This is a genomic window from Streptomyces sp. NPDC003038 (assembly GCF_040611115.1).
In the GTDB taxonomy this organism is placed as follows: Bacteria; Actinomycetota; Actinomycetes; order Streptomycetales; family Streptomycetaceae; genus Streptomyces.
In genome coordinates this window covers 264754-288805 of the sequence record NZ_JBEXNN010000003.1, presented here as the reverse complement: position 1 = coordinate 288805, position 24052 = coordinate 264754, and the positions used below count along the sequence as shown (strand labels likewise).

Annotated in this window: 20 protein-coding genes, 1 tRNA gene, 1 pseudogene and 1 riboswitch; of the genes and pseudogenes, 10 read left to right on the top strand and 12 right to left on the bottom strand. The window is 72.9% G+C overall.

The window, feature by feature from the left end; all coding sequences use genetic code 11:
• Positions 1-206: 206 nt before the first annotated feature.
• Positions 207-968, bottom strand: a complete 762-nt coding sequence (locus tag ABZX75_RS06250) for a methyltransferase domain-containing protein (RefSeq protein WP_355408384.1) — start codon at positions 966-968, stop codon at positions 207-209.
• A 57-nt stretch (positions 969-1025) separates the two neighbouring features.
• Positions 1026-1119: riboswitch (ZMP/ZTP riboswitch) on the top strand.
• Between the two features lie 81 nt (positions 1120-1200).
• On the opposite strand from ABZX75_RS06250, the gene ABZX75_RS06245 reads away from it, so the two are divergent.
• Positions 1201-2046: a bifunctional 5,10-methylenetetrahydrofolate dehydrogenase/5,10-methenyltetrahydrofolate cyclohydrolase gene (locus ABZX75_RS06245; RefSeq protein WP_355408511.1), complete on the top strand. Its 846-nt coding sequence runs from the start codon at positions 1201-1203 to the stop codon at positions 2044-2046.
• A gap of 108 nt (positions 2047-2154) precedes the next feature.
• Here the strand turns inward: ABZX75_RS06245 and ABZX75_RS06240 are convergent, their stop codons facing one another.
• Positions 2155-3621 carry an FAD-dependent monooxygenase gene (locus ABZX75_RS06240; RefSeq protein ID WP_355408382.1) on the bottom strand — a complete coding sequence of 489 codons (1467 nt, stop codon included), beginning with the start codon at positions 3619-3621 and terminating at the stop codon, positions 2155-2157.
• A 226-nt stretch (positions 3622-3847) separates the two neighbouring features.
• Positions 3848-4882, bottom strand: a complete 1035-nt coding sequence (locus tag ABZX75_RS06235) for a hypothetical protein (protein WP_355408380.1) — start codon at positions 4880-4882, stop codon at positions 3848-3850.
• A gap of 265 nt (positions 4883-5147) precedes the next feature.
• Between ABZX75_RS06235 and ABZX75_RS06230 the strand changes: the two genes are divergently transcribed.
• Positions 5148-5318 carry a hypothetical protein gene (locus tag ABZX75_RS06230; RefSeq protein WP_355408378.1) on the top strand — a complete coding sequence of 57 codons (171 nt, stop codon included), beginning with the start codon at positions 5148-5150 and terminating at the stop codon, positions 5316-5318.
• Here the strand turns inward: ABZX75_RS06230 and ABZX75_RS06225 are convergent.
• Together ABZX75_RS06225 and ABZX75_RS06220 are read right to left on the bottom strand one after the other, a co-directional pair.
• On the bottom strand, positions 5304-6092 hold the full coding sequence (locus ABZX75_RS06225; RefSeq protein WP_355408376.1) for a helix-turn-helix transcriptional regulator: 789 nt from the start codon (positions 6090-6092) through the stop codon (positions 5304-5306). The genes ABZX75_RS06230 and ABZX75_RS06225 overlap by 15 nt on opposite strands.
• Positions 6093-6144: 52 nt before the next feature.
• On the bottom strand, positions 6145-7941 hold the full coding sequence (locus ABZX75_RS06220) for an FAD-dependent oxidoreductase (RefSeq protein WP_355408374.1): 1797 nt from the start codon (positions 7939-7941) through the stop codon (positions 6145-6147).
• A 172-nt stretch (positions 7942-8113) separates the two neighbouring features.
• Between ABZX75_RS06220 and ABZX75_RS06215 the strand changes: the two genes are divergently transcribed.
• Positions 8114-8419 carry a 4a-hydroxytetrahydrobiopterin dehydratase gene (locus ABZX75_RS06215; protein ID WP_355408372.1) on the top strand — a complete coding sequence of 102 codons (306 nt, stop codon included), beginning with the start codon at positions 8114-8116 and terminating at the stop codon, positions 8417-8419.
• A 259-nt stretch (positions 8420-8678) separates the two neighbouring features.
• Here the strand turns inward: ABZX75_RS06215 and ABZX75_RS06210 are convergent, their stop codons facing one another.
• The 4 genes from ABZX75_RS06210 to ABZX75_RS06195 form a co-directional block, all read right to left on the bottom strand.
• Complete coding sequence (locus tag ABZX75_RS06210; protein WP_355408370.1) at positions 8679-9098, bottom strand: RICIN domain-containing protein; 420 nt, start codon at positions 9096-9098, stop codon at positions 8679-8681.
• Between the two features lie 54 nt (positions 9099-9152).
• A complete protein-coding gene (locus ABZX75_RS06205; protein WP_355408368.1) occupies positions 9153-10001 on the bottom strand; it encodes an aldo/keto reductase in 849 nt (282 codons plus the stop codon).
• Between the two features lie 181 nt (positions 10002-10182).
• A complete protein-coding gene (locus tag ABZX75_RS06200; protein WP_355408366.1) occupies positions 10183-12006 on the bottom strand; it encodes an AMP-dependent synthetase/ligase in 1824 nt (607 codons plus the stop codon).
• 494 nt (positions 12007-12500) lie between these two features.
• Positions 12501-13355 carry a LysR substrate-binding domain-containing protein gene (locus tag ABZX75_RS06195; RefSeq protein ID WP_355408364.1) on the bottom strand — a complete coding sequence of 285 codons (855 nt, stop codon included), beginning with the start codon at positions 13353-13355 and terminating at the stop codon, positions 12501-12503.
• 211 nt (positions 13356-13566) lie between these two features.
• Between ABZX75_RS06195 and ABZX75_RS06190 the strand changes: the two genes are divergently transcribed.
• Positions 13567-14697: a bile acid:sodium symporter family protein gene (locus ABZX75_RS06190; protein ID WP_355408362.1), complete on the top strand. Its 1131-nt coding sequence runs from the start codon at positions 13567-13569 to the stop codon at positions 14695-14697.
• Positions 14698-14706: 9 nt separating this feature from the next.
• The gene (locus ABZX75_RS06185) at positions 14707-15135 is read left to right on the top strand and encodes a (2Fe-2S) ferredoxin domain-containing protein (protein WP_355408361.1); all 429 of its coding nucleotides are present in this window, start codon (positions 14707-14709) and stop codon (positions 15133-15135) included.
• A 68-nt stretch (positions 15136-15203) separates the two neighbouring features.
• On the opposite strand, the gene fdhD is transcribed toward ABZX75_RS06185, so the two are convergent.
• Positions 15204-16043: a formate dehydrogenase accessory sulfurtransferase FdhD gene (fdhD, locus tag ABZX75_RS06180; protein WP_355408510.1), complete on the bottom strand. Its 840-nt coding sequence runs from the start codon at positions 16041-16043 to the stop codon at positions 15204-15206.
• Positions 16044-16260: 217 nt separating this feature from the next.
• Between fdhD and ABZX75_RS06175 the strand changes: the two genes are divergently transcribed.
• Together ABZX75_RS06175 and ABZX75_RS06170 are read left to right on the top strand one after the other, a co-directional pair.
• A complete protein-coding gene (locus ABZX75_RS06175) occupies positions 16261-17202 on the top strand; it encodes a beta-ketoacyl-ACP synthase III (protein ID WP_355408359.1) in 942 nt (313 codons plus the stop codon).
• A gap of 352 nt (positions 17203-17554) precedes the next feature.
• A tRNA-Leu gene (locus ABZX75_RS06170) sits at positions 17555-17642 on the top strand.
• A gap of 449 nt (positions 17643-18091) precedes the next feature.
• Here ABZX75_RS06170 and ABZX75_RS06165 read toward each other — a convergent pair.
• Both ABZX75_RS06165 and ABZX75_RS06160 read right to left on the bottom strand, forming a co-directional pair.
• Positions 18092-18811, bottom strand: a pseudogene (locus tag ABZX75_RS06165) (IclR family transcriptional regulator C-terminal domain-containing protein); the annotation flags it as partial.
• Positions 18812-19614: 803 nt separating this feature from the next.
• Entirely contained in the window at positions 19615-20136 is a 522-nt protein-coding gene (locus tag ABZX75_RS06160; protein ID WP_355408357.1) for a sigma factor-like helix-turn-helix DNA-binding protein, read from the bottom strand.
• 507 nt (positions 20137-20643) lie between these two features.
• Between ABZX75_RS06160 and metG the strand changes: the two genes are divergently transcribed.
• The 3 genes from metG to ABZX75_RS06145 all read left to right on the top strand — a co-directional run bounded on the left by metG (position 20644) and on the right by ABZX75_RS06145 (position 24039).
• Positions 20644-22371, top strand: a complete 1728-nt coding sequence (metG, locus tag ABZX75_RS06155) for a methionine--tRNA ligase (RefSeq protein WP_355408355.1) — start codon at positions 20644-20646, stop codon at positions 22369-22371.
• A 298-nt stretch (positions 22372-22669) separates the two neighbouring features.
• A complete protein-coding gene (locus tag ABZX75_RS06150; protein WP_355408353.1) occupies positions 22670-23221 on the top strand; it encodes a hypothetical protein in 552 nt (183 codons plus the stop codon).
• 41 nt (positions 23222-23262) lie between these two features.
• On the top strand, positions 23263-24039 hold the full coding sequence (locus ABZX75_RS06145; protein ID WP_355408352.1) for a hypothetical protein: 777 nt from the start codon (positions 23263-23265) through the stop codon (positions 24037-24039).
• The last annotated feature ends 13 nt before the right edge of the window (positions 24040-24052 follow it).

Sequence of the window (24052 nt, the reverse complement as noted above, 5' to 3'; positions counted from 1 at the left end):
CTCGTTGCGAACAGATAAGGGGTCGGCGGGACATCATCGCGCGAACTTAAGGAAACAGAACCGAGGGGGGTCTGTATTCCGTGCCGCGCGAGGACACCTGTCGGTTCATCGCACGCCCGAGTACATTCGTTACGCGTTGAATTGAGTGACCTGCGCCACGCTGTGGCCGCGCAACGGATTCCGCGAGGATCCGTCCGCCCTCTCCGTCAGCCCGTTTTGCGGGCTTCGATGAGGAAGCGGGCGGTGTGTGCGACGAACGGACCTTCGCGTTCGATCTGTTCGTGCAGCTCGCGCAACCGGTCCCGGTACTGCCCGACCGTGAAGCCGGGCACCATCCAGATCACCTTCCGGAGAAAGTAGATCACGGCTCCGATGTCGTGAAACTCCGTACGCAGTCGTTCGGAGCGCAGACCGACGATCTCCAGCCCGGCCTTCGTGGCGTCGGCGACCGCGTCGTCAGGGTGCCGGCCGCGCCGTACTTCCTCGGGCTGCGGGCCGAGGAAGTACTCGACGAGCTCGAAAACGCTGGCCGGACCGACCTGCTGGGAGAGGTAGGTGCCGCCCGGCCTCAGCACCCGCGCGATCTCGTCCCACCAGATGGTCACCGGGTGCCGGCTGCTGATCAGCTCGAAGGCCTCGTCGCCGAACGGCAGCGGCGGTTCGTCGGAGTCCGCGACCACGACCGCGCCGAGCGGGTGCAGCAGCCGCGTCGCCCGGTCGATGTTGGGCGGCCAGGACTCGGTGGCCGCCGTCAGCGGGGGCAGGGGCCCGGCCCCCGCGAGGACCTCGCCGCCGCCGGTCTGGATGTCCAGGGCGGACCCCACCGTGGCGAGGCGCTCGCGCAGGAGCCGCTGGTAGCCCCAGCTGGGTCGCTGCTCGGTGGCGCGGCCGTCGAGCCAGGAGAAGTCCCAGCCGTCCACGGAGACGGATTCGGCCTCGGCGACAAGATGGTCGAAAGTGCGCGTCATACCTCGATCGTCCCAGGTCGGGCACCGGTCAACCACCGGATACGTCGACTACAGTGGGCAGCGGGCCGTGACTGGCGTTCGGGTGGATCACCACCGGGGAGCGGCCCGGCGTACCCGCGTACGTCGACTGCCGCGCGCCTGGGCGATCCGCGATCCGCAGCGACGTTCAGGAGACCCCGTGACGACTGCCCAGCCCGACACTGCCGCTGCCCCTGCCGCCGGCGCTCAGCTGATGGACGGTACCGCCCTCGCCCGCCGCATCTCGGAGCAGACCGCCGCATACGCGGCGAAGATCACCGAGCGCACCGGTACCGCGCCCTGTCTCGCGACCGTGCTGGTGGGCGAGGACCCCGCCTCGGTCACCTACGTCCGCATGAAGCGGAACCGCTGCGCCAAGGCCGGAATCACCTCCCGCCACGTGGAACTGCCGGCCGAGACCACCACCGAGGAGCTGGTGGCCACCCTCACCGCGCTCTCCGAGGACCCCGGCGTCAGCGGCATCCTGCTGCAGCACCCGGTCCCGCACCACATCGACGAGCGCGCCGCCTTCGAGGCCATCGCCCCCGGCAAGGACGTCGACGGAGTCACCATGCACTCCTTCGCCGCCATGGGCTTCGGACTGCCCGGCTTCGTCTCCTGCACCCCCGGCGGCATCATGCGCCTGCTCGCCGCCTACGACGTGGACCTGACCGGCAAGCACGCCGTCGTCGTCGGCCGCAGCGCGATCCTCGGCAAGCCGGCCGGGATGCTGCTGCTGGAGCGGAACGCCACCGTCACCTACTGCCACTCGCGTACCCGCGACCTGTCCTCGCTCGTGCGCCAGGCGGACGTGCTGGTCGCCGCGGTCGGCAAGGCCGAGTTCATTCGCGGCGAGGACATCAAGCCCGGTGCGGTGGTCCTGGACGCCGGGTACAACGAGGGCAACGTCGGCGACGTCCACTTCGAGTCGGCCGCCGCGCGCGCCTCGCTGATCACCCCCGTGCCCGGCGGTGTCGGCCCGATGACCATCGCCGTACTGCTGGAGCAGACCGTCCAGGCGGCCGCCGCGCAGGCCGGGCTGGAGCTCGCGGAGCTCTGAGCCGGTGCCGGTGCCGGTGCCGGTCGACGCAGGGGAACGCCCCGGGCCCTTCGGCCCGGGGCGTTTCGCTCGGGCGGGGTCCCGGCGCGCAGAGGACGAGACCGTCCGTCATCGGGCCTGGACGGGTCCAACGGGGTCGACGGGGTCAACCGGGTCGACGGGGTCGACGGGACCGGCCTCCCGGTCGAGTCCGGCGACCATCCGCTCGGCGGCGGTGAGCGGCGGTGCCTTCAGGGCAGCCCGGTCCGACGCGCGCAGGACGTGCCAGATCACCGACGGCCGCAGCCAGTACGTGGGAGCGCTGCTCATGGTGATGACCTGGAGGAAGGCGGCGGTGAGCGCCTCCCGGGTGGTGGCCCCCGTCATCAGCCGGCTGACGTAGGCGTTGAGCAGCCCGGCCCCCGCCCGCGGCTTCATGCCGGTGGCGCCGGGATAGAGGATGTCCTGCGAGGTGGCGAGCTCCCAGGCGGTGCCCACCTGCGGGGCGAGCGCGCGCTGCGCCTCGCGGCCGAAGCCGGGCTGGGCGAGCCCCTTGGCGCGGAGCAGGGAGCGTACGGCCAGCAGCCCCCGGGCGGCGACGCTCATGCCCTGTCCGTACAGCGGGTTGAAGGTGGCGACCGAGTCACCGACGGCGAAGAAGCCGTCGGGCAGGTCGGCCTTCTCGAAGTAGACCCGGCGGTTGGCGGTGCCCTGGGTGACGGCGACGTCCGTGAGGGGCTTCCTGCCGTCGAGGAGTTCGCCGACGATCGGGTCGCGGATGCCCTTGGCGAAGGGGATGAACGCGTCGGGGTCACCGGTGGGCTGGCCGCCGCGGGTGCCGGACAGGGTGGCCTGCCACTGGCCGTTCTCGATGGGCACGATCGTGGCGGTCTGGCCGGGGACGGGCACGCGGGGGTCGGACTGCACGTTGACGATGGGGAAGCCCAAGGCGTGGGCTCCCGCGGGTGCCTCGAAGATCCTGGTGGCGTAGACCAGGCCGGAGTCGACCTGGGCCTGCCTGATGCCGCTCACGCCGAGTTCCTGCAACCAGGCCCGGGCTCGGGAGCCGCGCCCGCTCGCGTCGACCACCAGGTCGGCGCTCACCACCCTGCCCTCCCCCTCCGGGGTGTCGACACGGACGCCGGTGACGCGGGCCGCCGTGCCCTCCAGGCTCCGGACCCGGCTCCGCTGGAGCGTGGAGACCCCCTCCAGGGCGCTCACCCGGGCGCGGACCACCGAGTCGAGGAGGTCGCGGCTGCAGGAGATGGTGAACTGCTTCTCCCCGAAACGCGGGATCCAGCCCTGGGCGGTCTTGGTGACCAGGTCGGTGGGCAGGCTGCGGCGGATCGCGCCCGCCGCCGTCCAGGCCTCGGTGATGCCCGGCAGTATCTTCTCGATGGCGCGCGCTCCGCCGGACCACATGACGTGGACGTGCCGGGCCTGCGGGAGGCCGCGGCGGGGCGCCGGGCTGTCCGGCAGCGTGTCCGCGTCGATGATCGTGACCGTCGCGTGCTCGGCGAGGACGGCGGCCGCGAGGAGGCCGGCCATGCTGCCGCCGATGACGACGGCGTGACGGGGCGGGGAAGACTGGGTCATCGTGTGGTGCTCTCTGTCAGGGCCGTGCGAGGGGCAGCGGCGGGGAAGGTGCGTCGGCGGGGGAGCGGAGGTCCCCAGTGCGGTCGCCCGGGGCGTGTCCCGGGGCGCGGTCACCGGGGCGGCACTCAACGCTCCCAGGAGATGGTCTCGGTGGCATCGGCCGGCGGGGCCGGGTGCGCCTTCGTCGGCAGGTCGCCGACGGGCTCCCGCAGGGCGCGTGGGTTCCTCATGGCGTTTCCCCCTCGGCTGTCCCGCCCTCGGTCGGCGCCCCGCCGCCCGCCGCCGGCGGGCGCAACTGCCCCTCCCGCGCGAGCAGATCGTCCAGGTGGTCGGCCAGCGACTTCCAGCCCCCCGGGGAGAGCCGACCGGCCCGCGTGACGATGCTCCGTACGTCGTGCGCCCGCATCACGGCCAGCATCGGGTTCTCCTCCGCCCGCTCCGCGGCCTCCAGCTCGCGCTCGATCCCGGTGAGGGCGGCGGCGAGCGCTTCCGCGTCGTCGGCCAGCAGGAAGCCCCCCTCGACGCCGTAGAACCGCTGGATCCCGGCGGCCGCGGCGAGGTTGGGGAGGCCTTCCCCCTGCGCGAGGCGGGTGAGTGACTGCCCGGACGCGTCGAAGGATTGGGCGATGGCCGCCAGCGAGTGGGGCTGCCCGTCCTCCCGTAGGCGGGTGCGGCGCAGGTGCTCGAACCGCAGGCGTACCTGCTCCTTCAGCGGGAGCAGGGGCGGCCTGCCGTCGAGGGTGAGCCGGATGGCCTGCGGGGTGATGCCGGTGAGGTACGACAGGTGTTCCAGGCGCTCCGCGTCGTCCCGGCCGGCCGGGACGGTGTCGGCCGACAGGGCGAGGGCCCGTTCCACCGCGCTCTTGGGGTCGGCGAGGAGGAAACCGGCGTAGACCCCGAAGAACCGCTGGATGCCCGCCGCGTGGCCGAGCCGGGGCAGCCCGGTGCCCGCGTTGAGGGGTCCGAGGGAGGCGCCGGGTGCGTCGAAGTCGTCGGCGATCGCGGCGAGCGGCCACTCCCGGCCGTGCTTGTCGCGGCGGGTGGCGCGCAGCCGCAGGAAACGCTGGTGCACGCGCTGCTCCAGCGGCACGTCGGGGGCCGTACCGGCCACCACGTGGGGGATGCGGCCGAGGTCGACCCCGGACAGGTGACTCAGCCGCTCCACGGCCAGTACCTCGGCCGGGTCCCGGCCGCACCGCTGCGACAGTTCCGCCACGCGACGCCAGGCTGCGGCGAGGCCGGCTCGGGCGGCGGTCCCCACCAGCTGAACCTCCGTAGTTCGACAAGACGTTCGAGCCATCTGGCTGCGTGAAGCGTAGCCTCCCGGCCGCCGTCGAACCAGGCGCCCCCCACATTTCCTGATGTCCGGCTCAAGAAAGGTTGGCATGACGTCGGAGGTAATCGACCCTGCCGGAGGTGGGCGCCACAGTGGAGTCATCGGGTTCCGGAGCCGCGCACTCGGCTCCGGAACCCGGCCGCACCTCGACCCCACCAGCGCGTTCGACCTCGTTGGAGGCTGACCCGCCATGTCCGCGGCCCTGTCCGGCATCGTCCGCACCACCGTCCCGCAGACCGCGCCGCGCCGGTTCCTCGCCCTCGACGCCGTCGTCACCACCGGCAACGGTCCGGCCTGCGTCGCCTCCTTCGCGCTCCTCCAGCAGCTCGCGCTGCGCGCGGGCGGCTCAGGGACCCAGTGAGCGCAGGTACTTCACCGTCGCCGGGTCGGCCGGGAGGAAGGTCTCGATGGCCAGCTCGGCGACGGTCACGTCCATCGGCGTGTTGAAGGTGGAGATCGACGAGACGAAGGAGAGCACGTGTCCGTCGTGCTCGATGCGCAGGGGCAGCGCGATGTACGGAACGGCCTCGTCCGGCCCGTCGTCGGCGGGCCGCTCCACCACCGGGTACGCCGCCACCTCCGCGTACAGCGCGCGCAGCGCCTGGGAGCGGCCCAGCGCGATCTGCCGCTCCATCTGCTCCAGCAGATGCCCGCGCCACTCCCTGAGGTTGAGGATCCGTGGGGCGAGCCCGCGCGGGTGCAGGGTGAGCCGCATGGCGTTGAGCGGCGGCGTCAGCAGCTCCTCGGGCATCCCCTCCATCAGCATCGCGATGCCCCGGTTCGCCGCCACCACCGTGTAGGTGCCGTCCACGACGAGAGCCGGATACGGTTCGTAGCCGGTCAGCAGCCGCTCCAGGCCCTCGCGCAGCGCGCCCATCGCCGGCGCGTCCAGCGGAGTGTGCGCGTACCGGGGCGCGTAACCAGCCGCCACCAGCAGGGCGTTGCGGTCCCGCACCGGCACGTCGAGGTGGTCCGCGAGCCGCAGCACCATCTCCTCGCTCGGCCGGGACCGCCCGTTCTCCACGAAGCTGATGTGCCGGGACGAGGAGTCGGCGCGGCCGGCCAGCTCCAGCTGGCTGATACCGCGCCGCTCCCGCCAGGCGCGCAGCAGCGTGCCCACCTTCGCCGTCGTCATGGCCACGACGTTAGCCGAGCGGGTTCTCCGCCGGTATCACCGGAGACCGGGGTCACCCGAGGTCGAAGACGTTGCGCAGGCCGAGGCGGTAGCGCCACAGGTCGTGCCGCTTGGCCGACTCGATCTCCGGGGCCCGGTACAGCGGTTCGACCGTGCACCGCGCGGCCGCGGAACCGTCCCGGTCGAGCAGCGAGTTGACGGCGGCCCGGGCGGACGCGTTGGCGCCCTCCATCGTCGCCAGGTCGATGTCGACCGCGACGAAGTCCCCGCTGAGGAAGAAGTTGGGGATACGGGTGTCCGCGCTCGGCCGGTTGTGGAAGGTGCCGATCGGGTGGATCAGCAGCTCGTCTTGGTTGGTGGGGTTCGGGGTGCCGAGACCGTCCACGCCCGGATCCAGGAACCAGGAGTGCAGCGCGCCGTCCGAGAGCAGCGTCTTCCCGGTGTCGTTGAGGGAGGCCTTCAGCTGCGCCCACACCTCGCGCGCCACCTCCTCGCGGGTGCACTGCTTGGCCGTCTTGCCGTACAGGAGCCCCGCTTTGTCCCATTCCGAGATGTCCACCGACAGGCAGTCCACCGCCGCGCCGTCGCCGTAGTCCGCGGGGAAGTTCCGCGACGGCCAGTGCTCGGCCTGCTGGATCGCCGTCAACGACCAGGGCGAATCGATGCAGTTGAGGTGGCCGTGCACGAGCGGCGCCCGATCCGTCAGGTAGAACTGGATGCCGGTCATCCAGTCGGTCTTCAGCTTGTCGCAGCGCCCGAGCATCGGATCGGCGGCCCGGAGTCCCGCGCTCCAGGTGCGGCGGGCGTGCTCGACCGGAAGGGCGCTGACGTAGTGGTCGGCGGTGACGGTCCTGCGTACGCCGTCCGGATCCAGGACCGCGACCCCGCTGACCCGGCCGTTCCCGTACTGCACCTCCCGCACCGTCCAGCCGATCTCGAACTCCACTCCCAGGGACCGCAGATGGGCCTCCCAGGGGTCGATCCAGGCCTCGTTGGTCGGCAGGTTGAGGATCCGGTCCGGCGGGCCGTCCGCGCCGCGGCCCAGCAGGTTGAAGACGAAGGCCTCGCCGAGCGCGCCGACCGTACGGGTGGAGGCCTCCTCGGCCTTGGTCGCCACGATGTTGCGGGTGATGCCGATGGCGAGGATGCGCTGGTACTCCGTCGACATCTGCTCGGCTCGCACGAAGTCCCACCAGGGCGTCCGCTCCCAGACCTGGTTGCGCCGCTCGTCGCAGCTGGTGAAGAAGACGAGAACCCGGTTGACGAAGTACGCCGTCTCGTGCGGCGGGAGCCGGACCAGGGACTGCAGGATGCCGGTGAGGGCGCGCCGGAGCTCCTCGGGCGTCAGCTCGGCGGGGGAGTGCTCGGGCCACGGGATGGGCGCGCGCAGGTCCTCGCGGCCGCCCGCCCGGGCGAACATCATCTCGCGCGGTGCGACGAGGTTGTCCCACACGCCGTTCGCGTTGCCGGGGAAGGGGATGCGCCGCATGGTGTCGGGAAGGTTGTGGTAGATGCCCGGAATGAAGCGGAAGCCGTGCTCCGCGGGCAGTGGTCTGCGGCCGCCGCGGGCGCTGCCGGGCACGTCCATGCTGCGGGCCTTGCCGCCGAGCGCCCGCCGCTCGTACACCGTGACGGCGTAGCCTCGCTCGGCGAGTTCGTGCGCGGCCGTCAGCCCGGCGACCCCGCCGCCGAGGACGGCGACGCGCCGGCCGTTCGCGGCTGCCGCCCCCGGGGCCGGGGAGGTGGCGGCCCCGGCGGCGGGAGCCGCGGCGCCGACGGCCCCCAGCGCCCCGGCGGCGGCCGCCGCGCCCGTGATGAACGTACGCCTGGAACTGCCCGTGCCTGCCATCCCGTACCCCCTCGTTACCGCTGGTAACAGCCTGTCCGGCGCAGGAGCATAGGGGGGCGGGGCGGGGGGCGGAAGGTGCAGGAGTACCCGAGCGCACTATGGCGCGAAAGGAACGCAGCGGCGTGCGCTGTGGGAACCTTGACTCCACGTCACGGCGAGAAGGAGCCCGCAGATGCCCAGTGAGCCGCTTTCGCAGAAGGAGATCGAGGACCGCTTGCGGGAACTCCCGGGCTGGTCCTTCGAGGACGAGCGCCTCGTCCGCGTCTACCGCCTGGGCGGGCACGTCGCCGCCGGCGCTCTCGTCGCGCACATCGTCGCCGTGCAGGAGGAGTTGAACCACCACTCCGATCTGACCCTCGGCTACCACTCCGTCCGCCTGTCGGTGAACAGCCACGACGCCGGCGGCGTGGTCACCGAGCGGGACTTCGCACTCGCCGAACGGGTCGAGTCCCTCGCCCCGGCCCACGGCGCGCGCTGAGGCCGCACCCGTTGCCTGGCCCGCGGATCCGGGGCCCGGACGCCTCGTACGGGATGGCCGCGACGGCGATCGTCACCGCCGTGGACAGGGACGCCGCGCACGACGCCCGTCAGCGCCAACCTGGAGCCGCTGCCCGACCAGGACGCGCCGCGCGCGGAGCCGACGTACCGCGTACGGAGCTTCTACGCGCCTGACGGCTCCGCGCGGGCGGTCGGAGGGGGCAAGGCCTCGGAGCGGGCAGGCTTGCGGGGTGGGCCGGTCAGAGGGCTTCCAGGCGCCACCACTGGGCGGGGGAGTCCTCGTCCTCGCACTGGCGGGCCCGGCCCTCCTCGTCCGCCTCCAGCGGCAGGCCGCTGATGGCGGCGATCAGGGAGACCACGCCCGGCGCGTCGAGGTGCTCCTCGACGATCCACTCCTGGGCTCCGAAGGCGTTCGCCTTCCACACCTGCACGCGGGTGCCGCTCTCCGTCGACGCGTTGGCCACATCCAGCCGTTTGCCGTTGTGGGCGCTGACGACATGGAAGATCCCGCCGCCGCTGTGGACCGGCGAGATCCGCCACTCCTGGGCCGCCGGCACCGGGACCTCGGCGCCCACCCGCACCCGGTTGCCGCTCTCCACCTGGAGCAGCAGTCCGCTGGCCACGTTCCGGACCCGGTAGAGCCCGTCGGGGACGGTCATGCGCGCGGTCTCACTCTCTTCCGGACTTGGCTTTCGGCTTTCGGCTCTCGGCTCTCAGGCATCGAAGACGGCCGGGTCCGGCCCGATCCGGCGGCCCGCGCCGCCCGCCCCCAGGGCGTCGAGCCCGGCGATGTCGGAGGCGTCCAGCTCGAAGCCGAAGACGTCCAGGTTCTCCCGGATACGGGACGGCGTCACGGACTTCGGGATCACGATGTTTCCGTGCTGGAGGTGCCAGCGCAGCACCACCTGCGCGGCGGTACGGCCGTGCTTGGCGGCGACTTCCGCCACGGCCGGGAGCGTCAGCAGCCCCTTGCCCTGGCCCAGCGGGGACCAGGCCTCGGTGGCGATCCCGCGCTCGGCGTGCAGGGCGCGCAGCTCGGGCTGCGGGAAGAGCGGGTGCAGCTCGATCTGGTTCACGGCCGGGACCAGCGCGCTCTCGGCGCCGATCCGGTCCAGGTCGGCCGGGCGGAAGTTCGACACGCCGACCGCCTTGGCGCGACCGCTGGCGGCGATCTCCTCGAAGGTCTTCCAGATGGAGACGAAGTCGTCGCGCATCGGGCGCGGCCAGTGGATGAGGTACAGGTCGACGTGGTCGAGGGCCAGCTTGGCGAGCGAGTCGTCGAAGGCGCGCAGCACCTCGTCCCGGCCCCAGGTGTGCGACGGCCGGTTCCACAGCTTGGTGGTGACGAACAGTTCCTCGCGCGGCACTCCGGACGCGGCCAGGGCCTTGCCGGTGCCGGTTTCATTGCCGTAGGCGGCCGCTGTGTCGATGCTGCGGTAGCCCGCCTTCAGCGCGGTCGCGACGGTCCGCTCCGCCTCGGCGTCCGGCACCTGCCAGACGCCGAAGCCGAGCTGGGGCATGAGGGTGCCGTTGTTGAGCTTGATGGTGGGGACCTGGTTCACGTCTGGTCGTTCCCTCGCGGTCGGGACGGGTGCGGGTGAATACGTGGGGCTGCCGCCGTACGGGGGGCCACAACCGGCCCCCCGCACACCGTATTCCCGCCACTGCTCCGTCACTCGGACCCGGTCGACGCGGACCCGGTTGACGCGGACCCGGTCGACGCGGGCCCGAGAGGCGGCCGGCTCACGACTCGTAGAGAGCCGCGACCTCCCTCGCGTACACCTTCTCGATGGCCCGGCGCTTGAGCTTCAGGGACGGGGTCAGCAGGCCCCGTTCCTCCGTGAACTGCTCACCCAGCACCCGGAACGTGCGGATCGCCTCGGCCTGGGAGACCAGGGTGTTGGCGGCCACCACCGCCCGGCGGACCTCCACCATCAGCTCCGCGTCGTCCACCAGGTCCGCCGCCGGCACCTGCGGACGGCCGCGCATCGACAACCAGTGCGCCACCCCCTCCATGTCCAGGGTGAGCAGCGCCGCGATGTACGGCCGGTCATTGCCCACCAGCACGCACTGCGACACCAGCGGATGCGAACGCACCCGCTCCTCCAGGGCGGTCGGCGCGACGCTCTTGCCGTTGGACGTCACCAGGATCTCTTTCTTGCGCCCGGTGATGGTGAGGTAGCCGTCCTCGTCCAGCCGTCCCAGGTCCCCCGTCGCCAGCCACCCGTCGCGCAGCACCGCCTCGGTGGAACGGGTGTCGTTCAGGTAGCCGGAGAAGACGTGACCGCCATGCAGCCAGATCTCTCCGTCCTCGGCGATGTGGACCGTGCTGCCCGGGATCGGGGGGCCCACCGTGCCGTACTTCGTCGCCCCCGGCGGGTTCGCGGTGGCCGCCGCACACGTCTCCGTCAGGCCGTACCCCTCGAAGACCGTGATCCCGGCGCCGTCGAAGAACAGCCCCAGGCGGCGCGACATCGCCGATCCGCCCGACATGGCGTGCCGCACCCGGCCGCCCATCGCCGCGCGGACCTTCCCGTAGACCAGCCGCTCGAACAGCTGGTGCTCCATCCGCAGCCCGGCGGAGGGCCCGGGACCGAGCCCGAACGCCCTCTGCTCGCGCGCCTCCGCGTACCGTACGGCCGTCTCCACCGCCCGGTCGAACAAGCCCGTGCGCCCCTGTGCCTCGGCGGCGCGGCGGGCCGCCGCGAAGACCTTCTCGAAGACGTACGGAACCCCCAGTACGAAGGTCGGCCGGAACGCGGCGAGATCCGGCAGTAACTCGGCCGCGGCCAGCACGGGCTGGTGACCGAGCTTGACCCGGGAGCGTACGGCCGCCACCTCCACCATCCGCCCGAAGACGTGGGCCAGCGGCAGGAAGAGCAGGGTGGACGGCTGCTCACCCGGCCCGGCCCGGAAGACGGACTCCCAGCGGCTCGCCATCGTGTCGGCCTCGTACATGAAGTTCGCGTGCGTGAGCACGCACCCCTTGGGCCGGCCGGTGGTCCCCGAGGTGTAGATGACGGTGGCGACCGCGTCGGGGGTCACGGCGCCGCGATGCCGGTGCACCACGTCCTCGGCGACTCCGCGCCCGTCGGCGACGAGCGCCCCCACCGCACCCGCGTCGAGCTGCCACAGCAGCCGAAGGCGGGGGAGCCGGTCGATGACCGAGCCGACGGTCATGGCCTGGTCCTCGTTCTCGACGACGCAGGCCGTGCACTCCGAGTCGTACAGGATCCAGTGCACCTGATCGGCGGAGGAGGTCGGGTAGACGGGGACGGGCTGGGCGCCGATCGCCCACAGGGCGAAGTCGAAGAGCGTCCACTCGTACCGGGTGCGGGCCATGACGGCGACCCGGTCCCCGAACCCCACCCCTTGGGCCAGCAGCCCTTTGGCGAGCGCGAGCACCTCGGCGGCCAGCTCCGCGGAGGTCACGTCCCGCCAGACCCCGCCGGTCTTGCGGCCGAGCACCACCCGGCCGGGCTCCTGACGAGCGTGCAGGAAGACGGAGTCGGCCAGACCTCCGACGGGCGTGCCCGTGACGACCGGTGGGACGGTGATCTCCCGCAAGGCCCGCTCCTCTCCGCGCAGCGCGGCGACGCTACCCCACGCCCGAGGGCAGTCGATCAGCCTTGGGCCACCTCCACAAGACCTCCTCAGCCGGGCCCCCGCCGGGGGTCGGGCGGGGCGAACGGTGTCCCCCTGCTGGGGGAACGGCGGTCAAGCCGGCCTCGCCGGGGGGCCTCCGGCGGCCCGGGAGCGGAGCCCACGGTTTCGGGCAGGGGCGGGGCTGGGGCAACGGCTCGGCGCACCGACACCTCGCCCCCCCGGCGCGTGCCTTCGGGCCCGGGGCCCGGCACCTGGGCGGGCGTCGCGCAGGTGGCCCGGCAACCCCGCGGCGGCCGCCACGGCACCCCGGTGGCCTGCGAGTCGGCGGCCCGGTACCTGGTGCCGGTTGGCCCGGTACCTGGGCGGCCTTCGGGCCGGGCGGCCCCGGCCGCGGTGGCCCGGTAGCCCCGTACCCCCGCGGGGCCGCCACGGCACCCCGGCGGCCCCAGGCCCGGTCAGGCCGTGCGGCTGAGGCGGTCCGCGCCCGAGAGGACGGCCGCGGCGAGTGCTTCGGCCGCCGCGCCTCCGCCGCGCGCCCCGCGCAGGAGCGCGAACTCCACCGGGCCCAGCTCCGGCAGGCCTCCCACCCGCACCAGGCCCGGCGGGATCAGCCCCCGGGTGTGGGCCATCACGCCCAGCCCCGCCCGGGCCGCCGCGACCAGTCCGTTCAGACTGCCGCTCGTGCACGCGATCCGCCAGGCCCGCCCCTCGCGTTCCAGCACCTCCAGCGCCCGGGCCCGGGTGATCCCCGGCGGCGGGAAGACGATGAGCGGAACAGGGCGTTCGGGGTCCACCCGCAGACCCTCCGCCCCGATCCACACCATCCGGTCCCGCCACACCAGCCGGCCCCGCTCGTCCCCCGGGCCCCGCCGCTTGGCCAGCACCAGGTCGAGGCGCCCCGCGTCCAGCCGCTCGTGCAGCGTTCCCGACAGCTCCACCGACAACTCCAGGTCCACCTCGGGATGCTCGTGCCGGAAGCCCTCCAGGATCTCCGGCAGCCGCGTCAGCACGAAGTCCTCCGAGGCCCCGAACCGCAGCCGCCCCCGCAGCCGCGTCCCCGCGAAGAACGCCACCGCCCGCTCGTGCACCTCCAGAATCGTCCGTGCGAAGCCCAGCAGCGCCTCGCCGTCCTCCGTGAGCTCCACCCGGTGTGTGTCCCGGACGAACAGCAGGCGCCCCGTCGCCTCCTCCAGCCGCCGCACGTGCTGGCTGACCGTGGACTGCCGTACGCCGAGCCGCCCGGCGGCCTGCGTGAAGCTGAGCGTCTGGGCGACCGTGAGAAACGTACGCAGCTGGACAGGGTCGTACATAACCCCCATGTTATTGCGTATGGCGATGGCAGTGAGTCCGGTGTACGTGTTTCCCGATCACCGGTCGAACCCCGACCATGAACAGGGGAACGCCACCCGGCCCCCTCACCTCCCACCTCGCCCGAGCCAGCGCCCGCCCGCACCACCCGCCCCGCGCCGCCCGCCCCGCCACCCGCCGACCGCCCGTCCCGAGAGCAAGTGAGCACCGCCCATGCGCCGCCCGCACCTACCCGCCCGGCTGCCCCTGGACCCGTACGTCCTGGCCCTGCTCGGCACCGTCGGCCTCGCCGCCCTGCTGCCCGCCCGCGGCCCGGCCGCCACCGTCGCGGGCGGCGCCTCCACCGCCGCCGTGGGCCTGCTCTTCTTCCTCTACGGCGCCCGGCTCTCCACCCGCGAGGTCCAGGGCGGCCTGCGCCACTGGCGGCTGCACCTCACCGTGATCGCCGCCACCTTCCTCCTCTTCCCCCTCCTCGGCCTCGCCGCCCGCGGCCTCGTCCCCACCCTCCTCACACCGTCGCTCTACAGCGGCCTGCTCTTCCTCTGCCTGGTCCCCTCGACCGTCCAGTCCTCCATCGCCTTCACCTCGATCGCCCGCGGCAACGTCCCCGCCGCGATCTGCGCCGGCTCCTTCTCCAGCCTCGCCGGCATCTTCCTCACTCCCCTCCTCGCCGCCGGTCTGCTGGGGGGCGTCGCGGGGGGCTTCTCCCTCGACTCGCTCCTCAGGATCGGCCTCCAGCTGCTGCTGCCCTTCCTCCTCGGACAGTTCATGCGGCGCTGGGTCGGCGGCTTCCTCGTCCGCCACAAGAAGGTGCTGGGCCTTGTCGACCGCGGCTCGATACTGCTCGTCGTCTACACCGCCTTCAGCGCGGGCATGGTCGCGGGCATCTGGCACCAGGTCAGTGCCCCGCGCCTGGGCGCCCTGGTGGCGGTGGAGGCCGTACTCCTCGCCGTCATGCTCCTCGTCACCTGGTACGGCGCCCAGCGCCTCGGCTTCGGCCGCGAGGACCGCATCGCCATCCAGTTCGCCGGGTCGAAGAAGAGCCTGGCCGCCGGACTCCCCATGGCCAGCGTGCTGTTCGGGACCCAGGCCGCCCTCGCCGTGCTGCCGCTCATGGTGTTCCACCAGATGCAGCTGATGGTCTGCGCGGTCCTGGCCCGCCGCCGCGCCCAGGACCCGGCCGCCCAGGACCCGGCCGCCCAGGACCCGGCCGCCCGGGACCCGGCCGCTCAAGCCCCGCCCACCGAGCATTCGGTGGCCGAGGGCTGCGGGGCCGAACTCCCCGCCGGGCATGTGGCGGAGGTCTCGCAGTCGTCCCAACACCCCGCCCCGCAGGCCCGGTAACGTGCGGCGGTGACCTGGATACGCCCGATCGCCGCCCGCGCCGAACGCCCCTGCACCCTCGTGGTCTGCCGCGGCTGCTGCTGCGGCGACCCCCGCAAGAACCCGGGCTCCGACCACGCCGGCCAACTCGCCCGCCTGCGCGCGGCCGCCGAGGCCTCCGAGGGGCGCCTGGCCGTCCGTACGAGCGACTGCCTCGGCCCCTGCGCCCAGGCCAACGTCATCGTGGTGCAGCCCACCACCGAGGCCCGCCGCCGCGGCGCCCGCGCGGCCTGGTTCGGCTGGGCGCTGGACGACACCGCGACCGACGAGATCATCGCCTGGGCCGAGTCCGGCGGCCCGGGCTCCACCCCGCTGCCGCCCACCCTGGACCTCCACCGCATCGAACCGCCCGCCCCGGCCCCCTCCAAGCCCGCACCGCGCCGCTCCCGCCGCCGCTGAGTGCCCGGCCCGGCCCGGGCGCCCGGCCCGGCCGCGCGCCCGGGCCGGCCCTAGCTTCCGGGCCGGCCCTAGTTTCCGGGCAGGATGATCCGCTCCTCGCCCGCGTAGACGTTCATGTCCGCCCCGCGCAGGAACCCCACCAGCGTCAGCCCCGACTCCAGCGCGAGGTCCACCGCGAGCGAGGAGGGGGCGGAGACGGCGGCCAGGACCGGGATCCCCGCCATCACGGCCTTCTGCGCGAGCTCGAAGGAGGCCCGGCCCGACACCAGCAGGACCGCTCCGGTCAGCGGGAGCCGCCCGGCCTGGAGCGCCCGGCCGACGACCTTGTCCACGGCGTTGTGCCGGCCCACGTCCTCCCGTACGTCGAGCAGCTCGCCCTCCGCCGAGAACAGCCCGGCCGCATGCAGCCCGCCCGTACGGTCGAAGACCTTCTGCGCCGCGCGCAGCCGGTCCGGGAGCGTGCCGAGGAGACCGGCGGGGATCCGTACCGGATCGGCCGCGGCGGCCCCCGGGAAGCGGGTCGCCGTACGGACCGCGTCCAGGCTGGCCTTGCCGCACAGGCCGCAGGAGGAGGTGGTGTAGACGTTCCGCTCCAGCGTGATGTCGGGCACGGGCACGCCGGGGGCCAGCTGCACGTTGACGACGTTGTAGGTGTTCGAACCCTCCTCCGTCGCGCCCTCGCAGTAGGTGACGGCCTGTACGTCCGAGGCCGAGCCGAGCACGCCCTCGCTCACCAGGAAGCCCACCGCCAGCGCGAAGTCGTCGCCCGGCGTGCGCATCGTGATGGCCAGCGGTTTTCCGCCCAGCCGTATCTCCAGCGGCTCCTCGGCGACCAGCGTGTCCGGGCGGGTTCCCACCACCCCGTTCCGGATCCGCACGACGCGTCGGCGCTCGGTGACCCGTCCCATGGCGATCAGCCCATCCATTCCGTGCTCGTCGAGTAGCCCATCGTGAACCTGACGAGCCCATTCTCCCGGTTCCGCTTCGATGCACGCTCCCGGCAGCCGGATCCTCGGGAATCTCCAAATTAGGGGGCCCGAATCCTGTCGGGTCACACGCACGGGTACTGGCCGGTAGCAGGCAAAGCTGGGTGATCCTGACTGTCTACGAAGGGGGACCCCGCCCATGACCGGTTCACGCGTGGTGGCGCTAGGGCACTACCAGCCCGCGAAAGTGCTCACCAACGAGGACCTCGCGGTCATGGTCGACACCACGGACGAGTGGATCCGGTCGCGCGTCGGCATCAAGACGCGCCACATGGCCGGCCCCGACGAGCCGGTGGACGAGCTGGCCTTCCAGGCGGCGGGCAAGGCCCTGGCCGGCGCCGGTCTGAGCCCCGACGACATCGACCTCGTCCTGGTCGCCACCTCCACGGCGATCGACCGTTCGCCCAACATGGCCGCCCGCGTGGCCGCCAAGCTGGGCATGGGCAACGGCCCCGCCGTGATGGACCTCAACGTCGTCTGCTCGGGCTTCACGCATGCCCTGGCCACCGCCGACCACGCGATCCGGGCCGGCTCCGCCACCCGCGCCCTGGTCATCGGCGCCGACAAGATGACCGAGATCACCGACTGGACCGACCGCTCCACCTGCGTGCTGACCGGCGACGGAGCCGGCGCGGCCGTCGTCGAGGCCTGCGACGAGCCGGGCATCGGCCCGGTGCTGTGGGGCTCGGTCCCGGAGATGGGCAACGCGGTCCGGATCGAGGGCTCGCCGCCGGTCTTCGCCCAGGAGGGCCAGTCCGTCTACCGCTGGACCACCAGCCAGCTCCCGCCGCTCGCCCGCAAGGTGTGCGAGAAGGCCGGCGTCACCCCGGAGGAACTGGCCGCGGTCGTGCTCCACCAGGCGAACCTGCGCATCATCGAGCCCCTCGCGCACAAGATCGGCGCCGTCAACGCGGTCGTCGCCCGCGATGTCGTCGACTCGGGCAACACCTCGGCCGCCAGCATCCCGATGGCCCTGTCCAAGCTGGTCGAGCGCGGCGAGATCCCGTCCGGCGCCCCGGTCCTCCTCTTCGGCTTCGGCGGCAACCTCTCGTACGCCGGCCAGGTCATCCGCTGCCCGTAACGCCCTCCGTGGAGTCCGCGGCGTCCCTGTCCTCAGCGCGGCCCTTGAAGGCGAGGTCACCCGCCAGGTACAGGGCGACCCCGCCCGCGAGGGCGACCGCAGCAGCCGCAAACCCGCCGGACGGCCCGTCCGACCGTCCCGGCGCCCGTCCTGTCTCGGCCGGTACCAGGATCCGGGAGGCCGGCGGCGGCCGTCCTGCGGCGAGACACCTCGTCTCGCCGCGGAGAGTCGGGTATGCGTGCAGGTCAGCGCGGCGTGGCGGACTGCCACCGGTCGGATATGTGGTCGGAGCCCAGCCGATCCTTTGCTATTGTTGTCCATGTCGCCGCGGGAAACCGGGGCCGATCACCTGGTCCGGGTGGCGGAATGGCAGACGCGCTAGCTTGAGGTGCTAGTGCCCTTTATCGGGCGTGGGGGTTCAAGTCCCCCCTCGGACACCAGCGAGAACCCCACACATCGTGTGGGGTTCTTCTCGTTTTTCGGGGTCCATCGCGAGGGGCCGTCCCCGGGGCCGTCCCCCCGGGGACCGGCGCGCGGGTCATGTGTGGAGGACCACCAGGCCGTTCGGCGGCGTCAGGCTTCCCGGGGTGACCTGGGTGAAGGTGTGGGGCAGGGACAGGCGGGGCGGGTCGGTGTCATCGAGGGCGTCGAAGAGGTAGGCCGCCGCGGCCGTGGTGTCGCTCACCAGATGCGGGCCGCCGCCCGGTGAGGTCGCCGTGCGGCTGACCGGGGTGCGGAAGAGGCGGCGGAGGTGGCGCAGGGTCTCCGGCGTGAGCGGGGCCTTCGTCGTCGGCCGGATCCGGGCCTGCGGCTCGGTCCCGGTCCGGGGGAGGGGGATCTCCGGGTCCGGCGTGTCCGGGTCCGGGGCGTCCGGCGGGATCGCGCCGGTCAGGAGCAGGGCCAGGAGGACGGGGACCGCCTTGCGGCGCAGGGCCTCGGTGGCGGAGGGCAGGCGGTGCGCACGGGCGGCGGGCAGGGAGAGCGCGAGGCTCCCGGCGGCGCCGCCGATCGCGATCGGAACCGCCGAGCAGACGACCCCGGGGGAGTACTCCCGCAGGTCGAAGACGGGCGCTCCCGGGGCCACCGCATCGAGGGCGGAGAACAGCGCCCGGCTGTCCGTGATGGTCTGCGGGGTGAGCCGCGCGGGCCGGTGCCGGGCCACGTGGTCGCGACGCCCGTCGTGGTCGAGCTGGGTCAGCAGGCACTTGCCGACCGCGCTGGCGTGGGCGGCCGCCCGGAAGTCCACCCACTCCCGCACCCGCGGCGCCCCGGGCCCGTCGGCCATCTGCGTGATCCGGACCTCGCCCTCGGCGTACCGGCTGAGGTAGACCGCGGCGCCCGCGCTGTCCCGTGCCAGGGCCAGAGTGCGCTGGAGCTGCCCCACCAGCCCGCTGCTTCCGGGGGCGGCGAGCCGGTCCAGGGCCGGCCCGCCGCTGTACACGTCCGCGCCCGGGCGGTACGCGTACTCCTCCTCGCACAGCATCGCGAGCAACGGCCCGAGTTCCGCCTCGGCCAGGCCCGCCTCCCGCCCGAGCTGCGCGGCCCGCACGCCCAGCGGGTGCCGTTCGAGGACCCGTACGACGGCCAGCGCGCGGCGAGCCTCCGCCAGGGCCTCGCCGGTACCGGCCGCGGGCCCGCTCCGGCGGGCCGCCGACGTCAGCGCGGGGTGGCGCAGCGGCCGCGCGTCCGGTCGGGGCGGGACCACCGGGACGGTGGGCCTGACCGTGGGGGCGGGGAGCGGCAGGAACGCGGCCAGCGTCCCGGGCAGCCCCGGCAGAGGAAGCGGCACCGGGCCGAGATCGGGATCGTCGCGCTGGTCGACGTAGCGCAGGACGGCCGCCTGCGCGCACAGCCGGACCTCCCGCAGATCCCGGCGCCCGCCCGGCCGGAACTCGCGACGGCCCAGCTCGCGCGCCCAGTGCCGGGCGTCGTGGTGCTCACCGCGCCGGGAGTGGTCGAGGAAGAGGCAGTACGCGGCCGGCGCGGTCCGCGGGCTCCCGGAACCGGCGGCGAACTGCCACCAGAAGCGCGCCCCCTCGCGGAGCCCGGCGAGGTGCAGCAGGCAGCCGAAGACGACGGCGCCGGGCAGGTCGGTGTGGCCGTCGGCGAGGAAGGAGCCGAGCCGCGCCGCGGCCTTCGGCGAACACACGGCGGCCAGGCAGGCGGCTTTGAGGTCGCGCCGGGCCCGTTCGGCGTCGAGCGGGCAGTCACGTGCGGGGTCGCTCCAGCCGTAGGAGCGGCGCCGGTTGCGGATGGCCGGGAGGGGAGGGTGCGGCGCGCGCAGCAGCCGGGCCTCGGCCGCGATGAGGTCGTAGTGCGGGTAGCGGTCGCGCACGCCCGCGCGGGACAGGAACTCGGCCAGGGAGCGGGGGGCGCCGTCGCCGTCGAGCCGCTCGGGCCGTTCGTGCCGCCTCATGATTCGGCGGACGCGTCGAGCAGGCGGGCGAGCCGGCGGTGGGCCTGGCCGAGGTACGAGCGGACCGTGGCCTCGTCGACGCCCATCACGGCGGCGGCCTCACCGGCGCTGCACCGGAGTCCGTAGCGCAGCAGCACGGAGTCGCGCTGGCGTTCGGCGAGCCGGGAGACGGCGGAGTAGAAGCGGATGGTGTCGGTCAGTACCTCGTACTGGTCGGCGTGGGCCTCTTTGAGGGCGGCCTCGAAGGCGCTGATGTCCATCGGCTGGGGCCCGGGACTGCGCCGGTGCTGCCGGTCGACGATGCAGTGCTTGAGGACGGTCCAGGCGTAGGCGTCCAGCCGGTCCATGTGGAGCATTCTGAGCCACTCGTCCATGATCGAGCCGAAGGTCGCGTCCACCGCTTCCTCGGCGGCGGCGTCGGAGCCCAGCTGTAGATACGCGAAGCGCATGTACGAGGGCCGTCGGTTGCCGTGGAACGCCCAGTACGACAGGCGCGCCGTCGCGTTCCACTGGCTCATGGGAGTCGGCCGTCGGCGCCGGCTCGGCAGTCCCACGGCCCCACCGGACTCCTCCGGTCCGCCATCGCTCACCGTTCCACCTCATCCCCTGTGCGGTGTCAGGAAATCAGCGCGGGCGCACCCAGGGGGCGCAGAGGAGAAACCTGGAAGCATTACGGTCGGTGATGATCGACTCGTGATCGATCTTGATCATCCGCGGTGCCCGGCCGACCCGTACGCATATGCCGGTCCCGGTACGGGGGCGCACACCGGGCCCTTCCCCTCCCGAGCCGCCGGACCGGCGGTCCGGGACGAACCGCCGCGGCTGTACCATGGGCGCAATCGCGAGGGCCGTGACGGAGAGGTCACTGTCCTCGCTTTTGCATTGCGTCCAGGAGGCGTCCAGCAGGGCGTCCACCCCTTGTAAATGCTGCACGTGGCGTTTCGGCGGTTCGATACGATGAACCGGATCACAATCCGTCACGTACGTCATGTTGTACCGGCATATATGAAATGGAGCATCCGAGGATGGCTCGACACCTGATCACCAGCGCGCTTCCCTATATCAACGGGATCAAGCACCTGGGCAACATGGTCGGGTCGATGCTTCCGGCGGATGTGTACTCCCGGTACCTCCGCCAGCGCGGCCACGACGTCCTCTACATCTGCGCCACCGACGAGCACGGCACCCCCGCCGAGCTCGCCGCCAAGGAGGCCGGCCTCTCGGTCGCCGAGTTCTGCGCGCAGGCACACGACGCCCAGAAGGCGGTCTACGACGGCTTCGAGCTGTCCTTCGACTACTTCGGCCGCAGCTCCTCCGCGCAGAACGTCGAGATCACGCAGCACTTCGCGCGCCGGCTCAAGGAGAACGGCTTCATCGAGGAGCGCGCGATCCGGCAGGTCTACTCGCCGGTCGACGGCCGCTTCCTGCCGGACCGCTACGTCGAGGGCACCTGTCCCCACTGCGGCTACGACAAGGCCCGCGGCGACCAGTGCGAGAACTGCACCCGCGTCCTGGACCCCACGGACCTGATCGAGCCCCGCTCGGCCATCTCCGGCTCCACCGAGCTGGAGGTCCGCGAGACCAAGCACCTCTTCCTCCTCCAGTCGAAGCTCCAGGTCGAGGTCGAGGCCTGGGTGGCCCGCCACGAGGAGGAGTGGCCGCAGCTGGCCTCCTCCATCGCCCGCAAGTGGCTGACCGAGGGCCTGCACGACCGCGCGATCACCCGCGACCTCGACTGGGGCGTCCCGGTCCCGGCCGACACGTGGCCCGAGCTGGCCGCCGAGGGCAAGGTCTTCTACGTCTGGTTCGACGCCCCGATCGAGTACATCGGCGCGACGAAGGAGTGGTCGGACGCCGCGCGGGACACGGACCCGGCCGCCCGCGACTGGAAGTCCTGGTGGTACGAGGCCGATGACGTCCGCTACACGGAGTTCATGGCCAAGGACAACGTCCCCTTCCACACCGTGATGTTCCCCGCCACCGAGCTGGGCACCCGTGAGCCGTGGAAGAAGGTCGACTACGTCAAGGCCTTCAACTGGCTGACCTACTACGGCGGCAAGTTCTCCACCTCGCAGAAGCGCGGCGTCTTCACCGACCAGGCGCTGGAGATCCTCCCGGCCGACTACTGGCGCTACTTCCTCATCGCCAACGCGCCCGAGTCCGACGACTCGTCCTTCACGTGGGAGCACTTCACCGCCACGGTCAACAAGGACCTCGCCGACACCCTCGGCAACTTCGTCAACCGCGTGCTGTCCTTCTCCCGCAAGCGGTTCGGCGACGACGTGCCCGCCGGCAACGCCGCCGGAGAGGCGGAGGCCAAGCTGGGCGAGCAGATCGCCGAGCTGCTCGCCGAGTACGAGGGCCACATGGAGTCCCTCCAGTACCGCAAGGCCGCGGCCGCGCTGCGCGCCCTGTGGTCCGCCGGAAACTCCTACCTGGAGGAGAAGGCCCCCTGGCTGGAGATCAAGACCGACCCCGAGGGCGCGGCGCTCACCCTGCGCACCGCGATGAACCTCATCCACCTCTACTCGGTGGTCTCCGAGCCGTTCATCCCGGCCTCGGCCCGCGCGATGCGCTCCGCGTTCACGCTCGCCGACGACACGGCGGCTTGGGTGACCCCGGAGCAGGCGAAGGCGCTCGACGCGGTTCCGGCGGGGACGCCGTTCACCGTGCCGCCGGTCCTCTTCGCGAAGATCACCGAAGAGGACCTGGAGTCCTACCGGGAGCGCTTCGGCGGTTCCGAGACGGGCTGACACCCGTGGCGTGACGAGGTGAGGGGCGCGACCCGTTCGGGGCCGCGCCCCTCACGTGTCCCCGGGGGCGGGGCGGTTCGGCCCTCGTCCCGCCGCGCCCAGCGGCAGCCGGGGGCGGGAGGGACTCCACCGCGTCCCGTGGTCGCGCGCGCCCGTCCGGGGGACGGATGCCGCGGCGATGGCCGGAAGTCGTCCATCCGTCAAGGATCTTGACCTGTCTGCCGCGTGTCGAACCCCCGTCCTGATCGTTTCTTCAGCCGTAACCCTTATATGCGCTGCGGAAACGGAAGGACGCGCGGTGGCCGCTTGGCAGTACCTCACCGGAGCGGGTCTGGTCGCGGTGCTCTGCCCGCTGCACGGCCATGTGGCGGTCGCGGGCGACGGCGCACGGGTCGACGTGTGCGTGCCGGCCGGGCCACCGCGGCCGGGCGTGGCCGCGCCGCCCCCGGCACGGCCCTCCCCGCGGCCCTCGCTGCGGATGCCCGCGCCCGGGGCCGAACGGCCCACTGTGCACCACCCGGGCCGGACTCCCGAGCCGTCCGCGGTCGCCGCCCGGCCGGAGCCGGCCGGGCCGGGCGCGAAGGCTGAGGCGGGGGATCCGAAGCCGCCGGCTCCCGCGCCGGCTGCCGCGAGCGCGACCGGACCGGCGCCGGCTGACACACCCGCCCCGCCCCGGGCCAGGGCCGCCGCCGCGCCCGTGAGCGCCTTTCACGTGCGTCCGTACCGCGCTGTGGCACGTGAGCTGCGCGGCCCGGACGGCCTGTCCACCATGATGCTCATGGCCGTCGTCACCACGCCGGCCGTCCTGGCCGCCGCCGCCCTGCGGCCTCGTTCCAAGAGCCGCGGCTGACCTCCGCGCATCCCTCCACCGATCCACAACGGAGAATCCACGTGTCCGAATGGGTGGTTCTGGCCATCGCCATGGCGCTCGTCTGCGCCCTCGTCTTCACCATCACCACGATCCGGCACCGCCGGGTCGCGGACGACGAGGACACCAGCGAAACCCCCGACGTCATCGAGTACATGACGATGATGGTAGGTGTGGTCTACGCCATCGTGCTGGGCCTGGCCATCGCCGGTGTCTGGGAGGCACGCGGCGCCGCCGAGGAAAGCGTCCGCCGCGAGGCCCAGTCGCTGTACGAGGTCACCCAGCGCGCCGACGTCTACCCCGCCCCGGTCCGCGACCGCATCCGCGGCGAGGTGAACGCGTACGTCTCCCACACCGTCGCCGTGGACTGGCCGCTGCTGACGTCCGGCGAGCGCGCGTCCGCCGAGGGCGCCCAGCTGCTCGGCAAGCTGCGCAGCGACCTCACGCACCAGAGCCCTACCACCGAGCTCCAGGCGCAGGCCTACCAGCCACTGCTCGACCACATCGCCGCCGCCGACGACGCCCGGCACTCGCGGACGCAGAGCTCCGAGCCGACGCTGCCGGGTGTGGTGTGGTTCGGGCTGCTGGTCGGCGGGGTGGTCACCGTCGGGTTGATCTTCGCTCTGCAGATCCGCCGCTCCGGGCGGGAGTTGCTGCTGGCCGGGCTGTTCAGTGCGCTGATCGTGTTCCTGCTGTTCATGGTGTGGAGCTTCGACGCGCCCTACGGGCGCAACGGCATCGATTCGGCCGACCCCTTCCAGGACCTGTTCCCCCAGTCGGTGGTGTCGGCCGCGCACTGAGCCGCGGGGCGCC

What these genes read in the sequence shown, in the direction of transcription:
- ABZX75_RS06240 (WP_355408382.1), bottom strand. Translation starts at nt 3,621, where the DNA reads ATGACCCAGTCTTCCCCGCCCCGTCACGCCGTCGTCATCGGCGGCAGC.
- ABZX75_RS06195 (WP_355408364.1), bottom strand. Translation starts at nt 13,355, where the DNA reads ATGTACGACCCTGTCCAGCTGCGTACGTTTCTCACGGTCGCCCAGACG.
- fdhD (WP_355408510.1), bottom strand. Translation starts at nt 16,043, where the DNA reads ATGGGACGGGTCACCGAGCGCCGACGCGTCGTGCGGATCCGGAACGGG.
- ABZX75_RS06190 (WP_355408362.1), top strand. Translation starts at nt 13,567, where the DNA reads ATGCGCCGCCCGCACCTACCCGCCCGGCTGCCCCTGGACCCGTACGTC.
- ABZX75_RS06160 (WP_355408357.1), bottom strand. Translation starts at nt 20,136, where the DNA reads ATGAGCCAGTGGAACGCGACGGCGCGCCTGTCGTACTGGGCGTTCCAC.
- ABZX75_RS06175 (WP_355408359.1), top strand. Translation starts at nt 16,261, where the DNA reads ATGACCGGTTCACGCGTGGTGGCGCTAGGGCACTACCAGCCCGCGAAA.
- ABZX75_RS06230 (WP_355408378.1), top strand. Translation starts at nt 5,148, where the DNA reads ATGTCCGCGGCCCTGTCCGGCATCGTCCGCACCACCGTCCCGCAGACC.
- ABZX75_RS06225 (WP_355408376.1), bottom strand. Translation starts at nt 6,092, where the DNA reads ATGACGACGGCGAAGGTGGGCACGCTGCTGCGCGCCTGGCGGGAGCGG.
- ABZX75_RS06220 (WP_355408374.1), bottom strand. Translation starts at nt 7,941, where the DNA reads ATGGCAGGCACGGGCAGTTCCAGGCGTACGTTCATCACGGGCGCGGCG.
- ABZX75_RS06250 (WP_355408384.1), bottom strand. Translation starts at nt 968, where the DNA reads ATGACGCGCACTTTCGACCATCTTGTCGCCGAGGCCGAATCCGTCTCC.
- metG (WP_355408355.1), top strand. Translation starts at nt 20,644, where the DNA reads ATGGCTCGACACCTGATCACCAGCGCGCTTCCCTATATCAACGGGATC.
- ABZX75_RS06210 (WP_355408370.1), bottom strand. Translation starts at nt 9,098, where the DNA reads ATGACCGTCCCCGACGGGCTCTACCGGGTCCGGAACGTGGCCAGCGGA.
- ABZX75_RS06215 (WP_355408372.1), top strand. Translation starts at nt 8,114, where the DNA reads ATGCCCAGTGAGCCGCTTTCGCAGAAGGAGATCGAGGACCGCTTGCGG.
- ABZX75_RS06245 (WP_355408511.1), top strand. Translation starts at nt 1,201, where the DNA reads ATGGACGGTACCGCCCTCGCCCGCCGCATCTCGGAGCAGACCGCCGCA.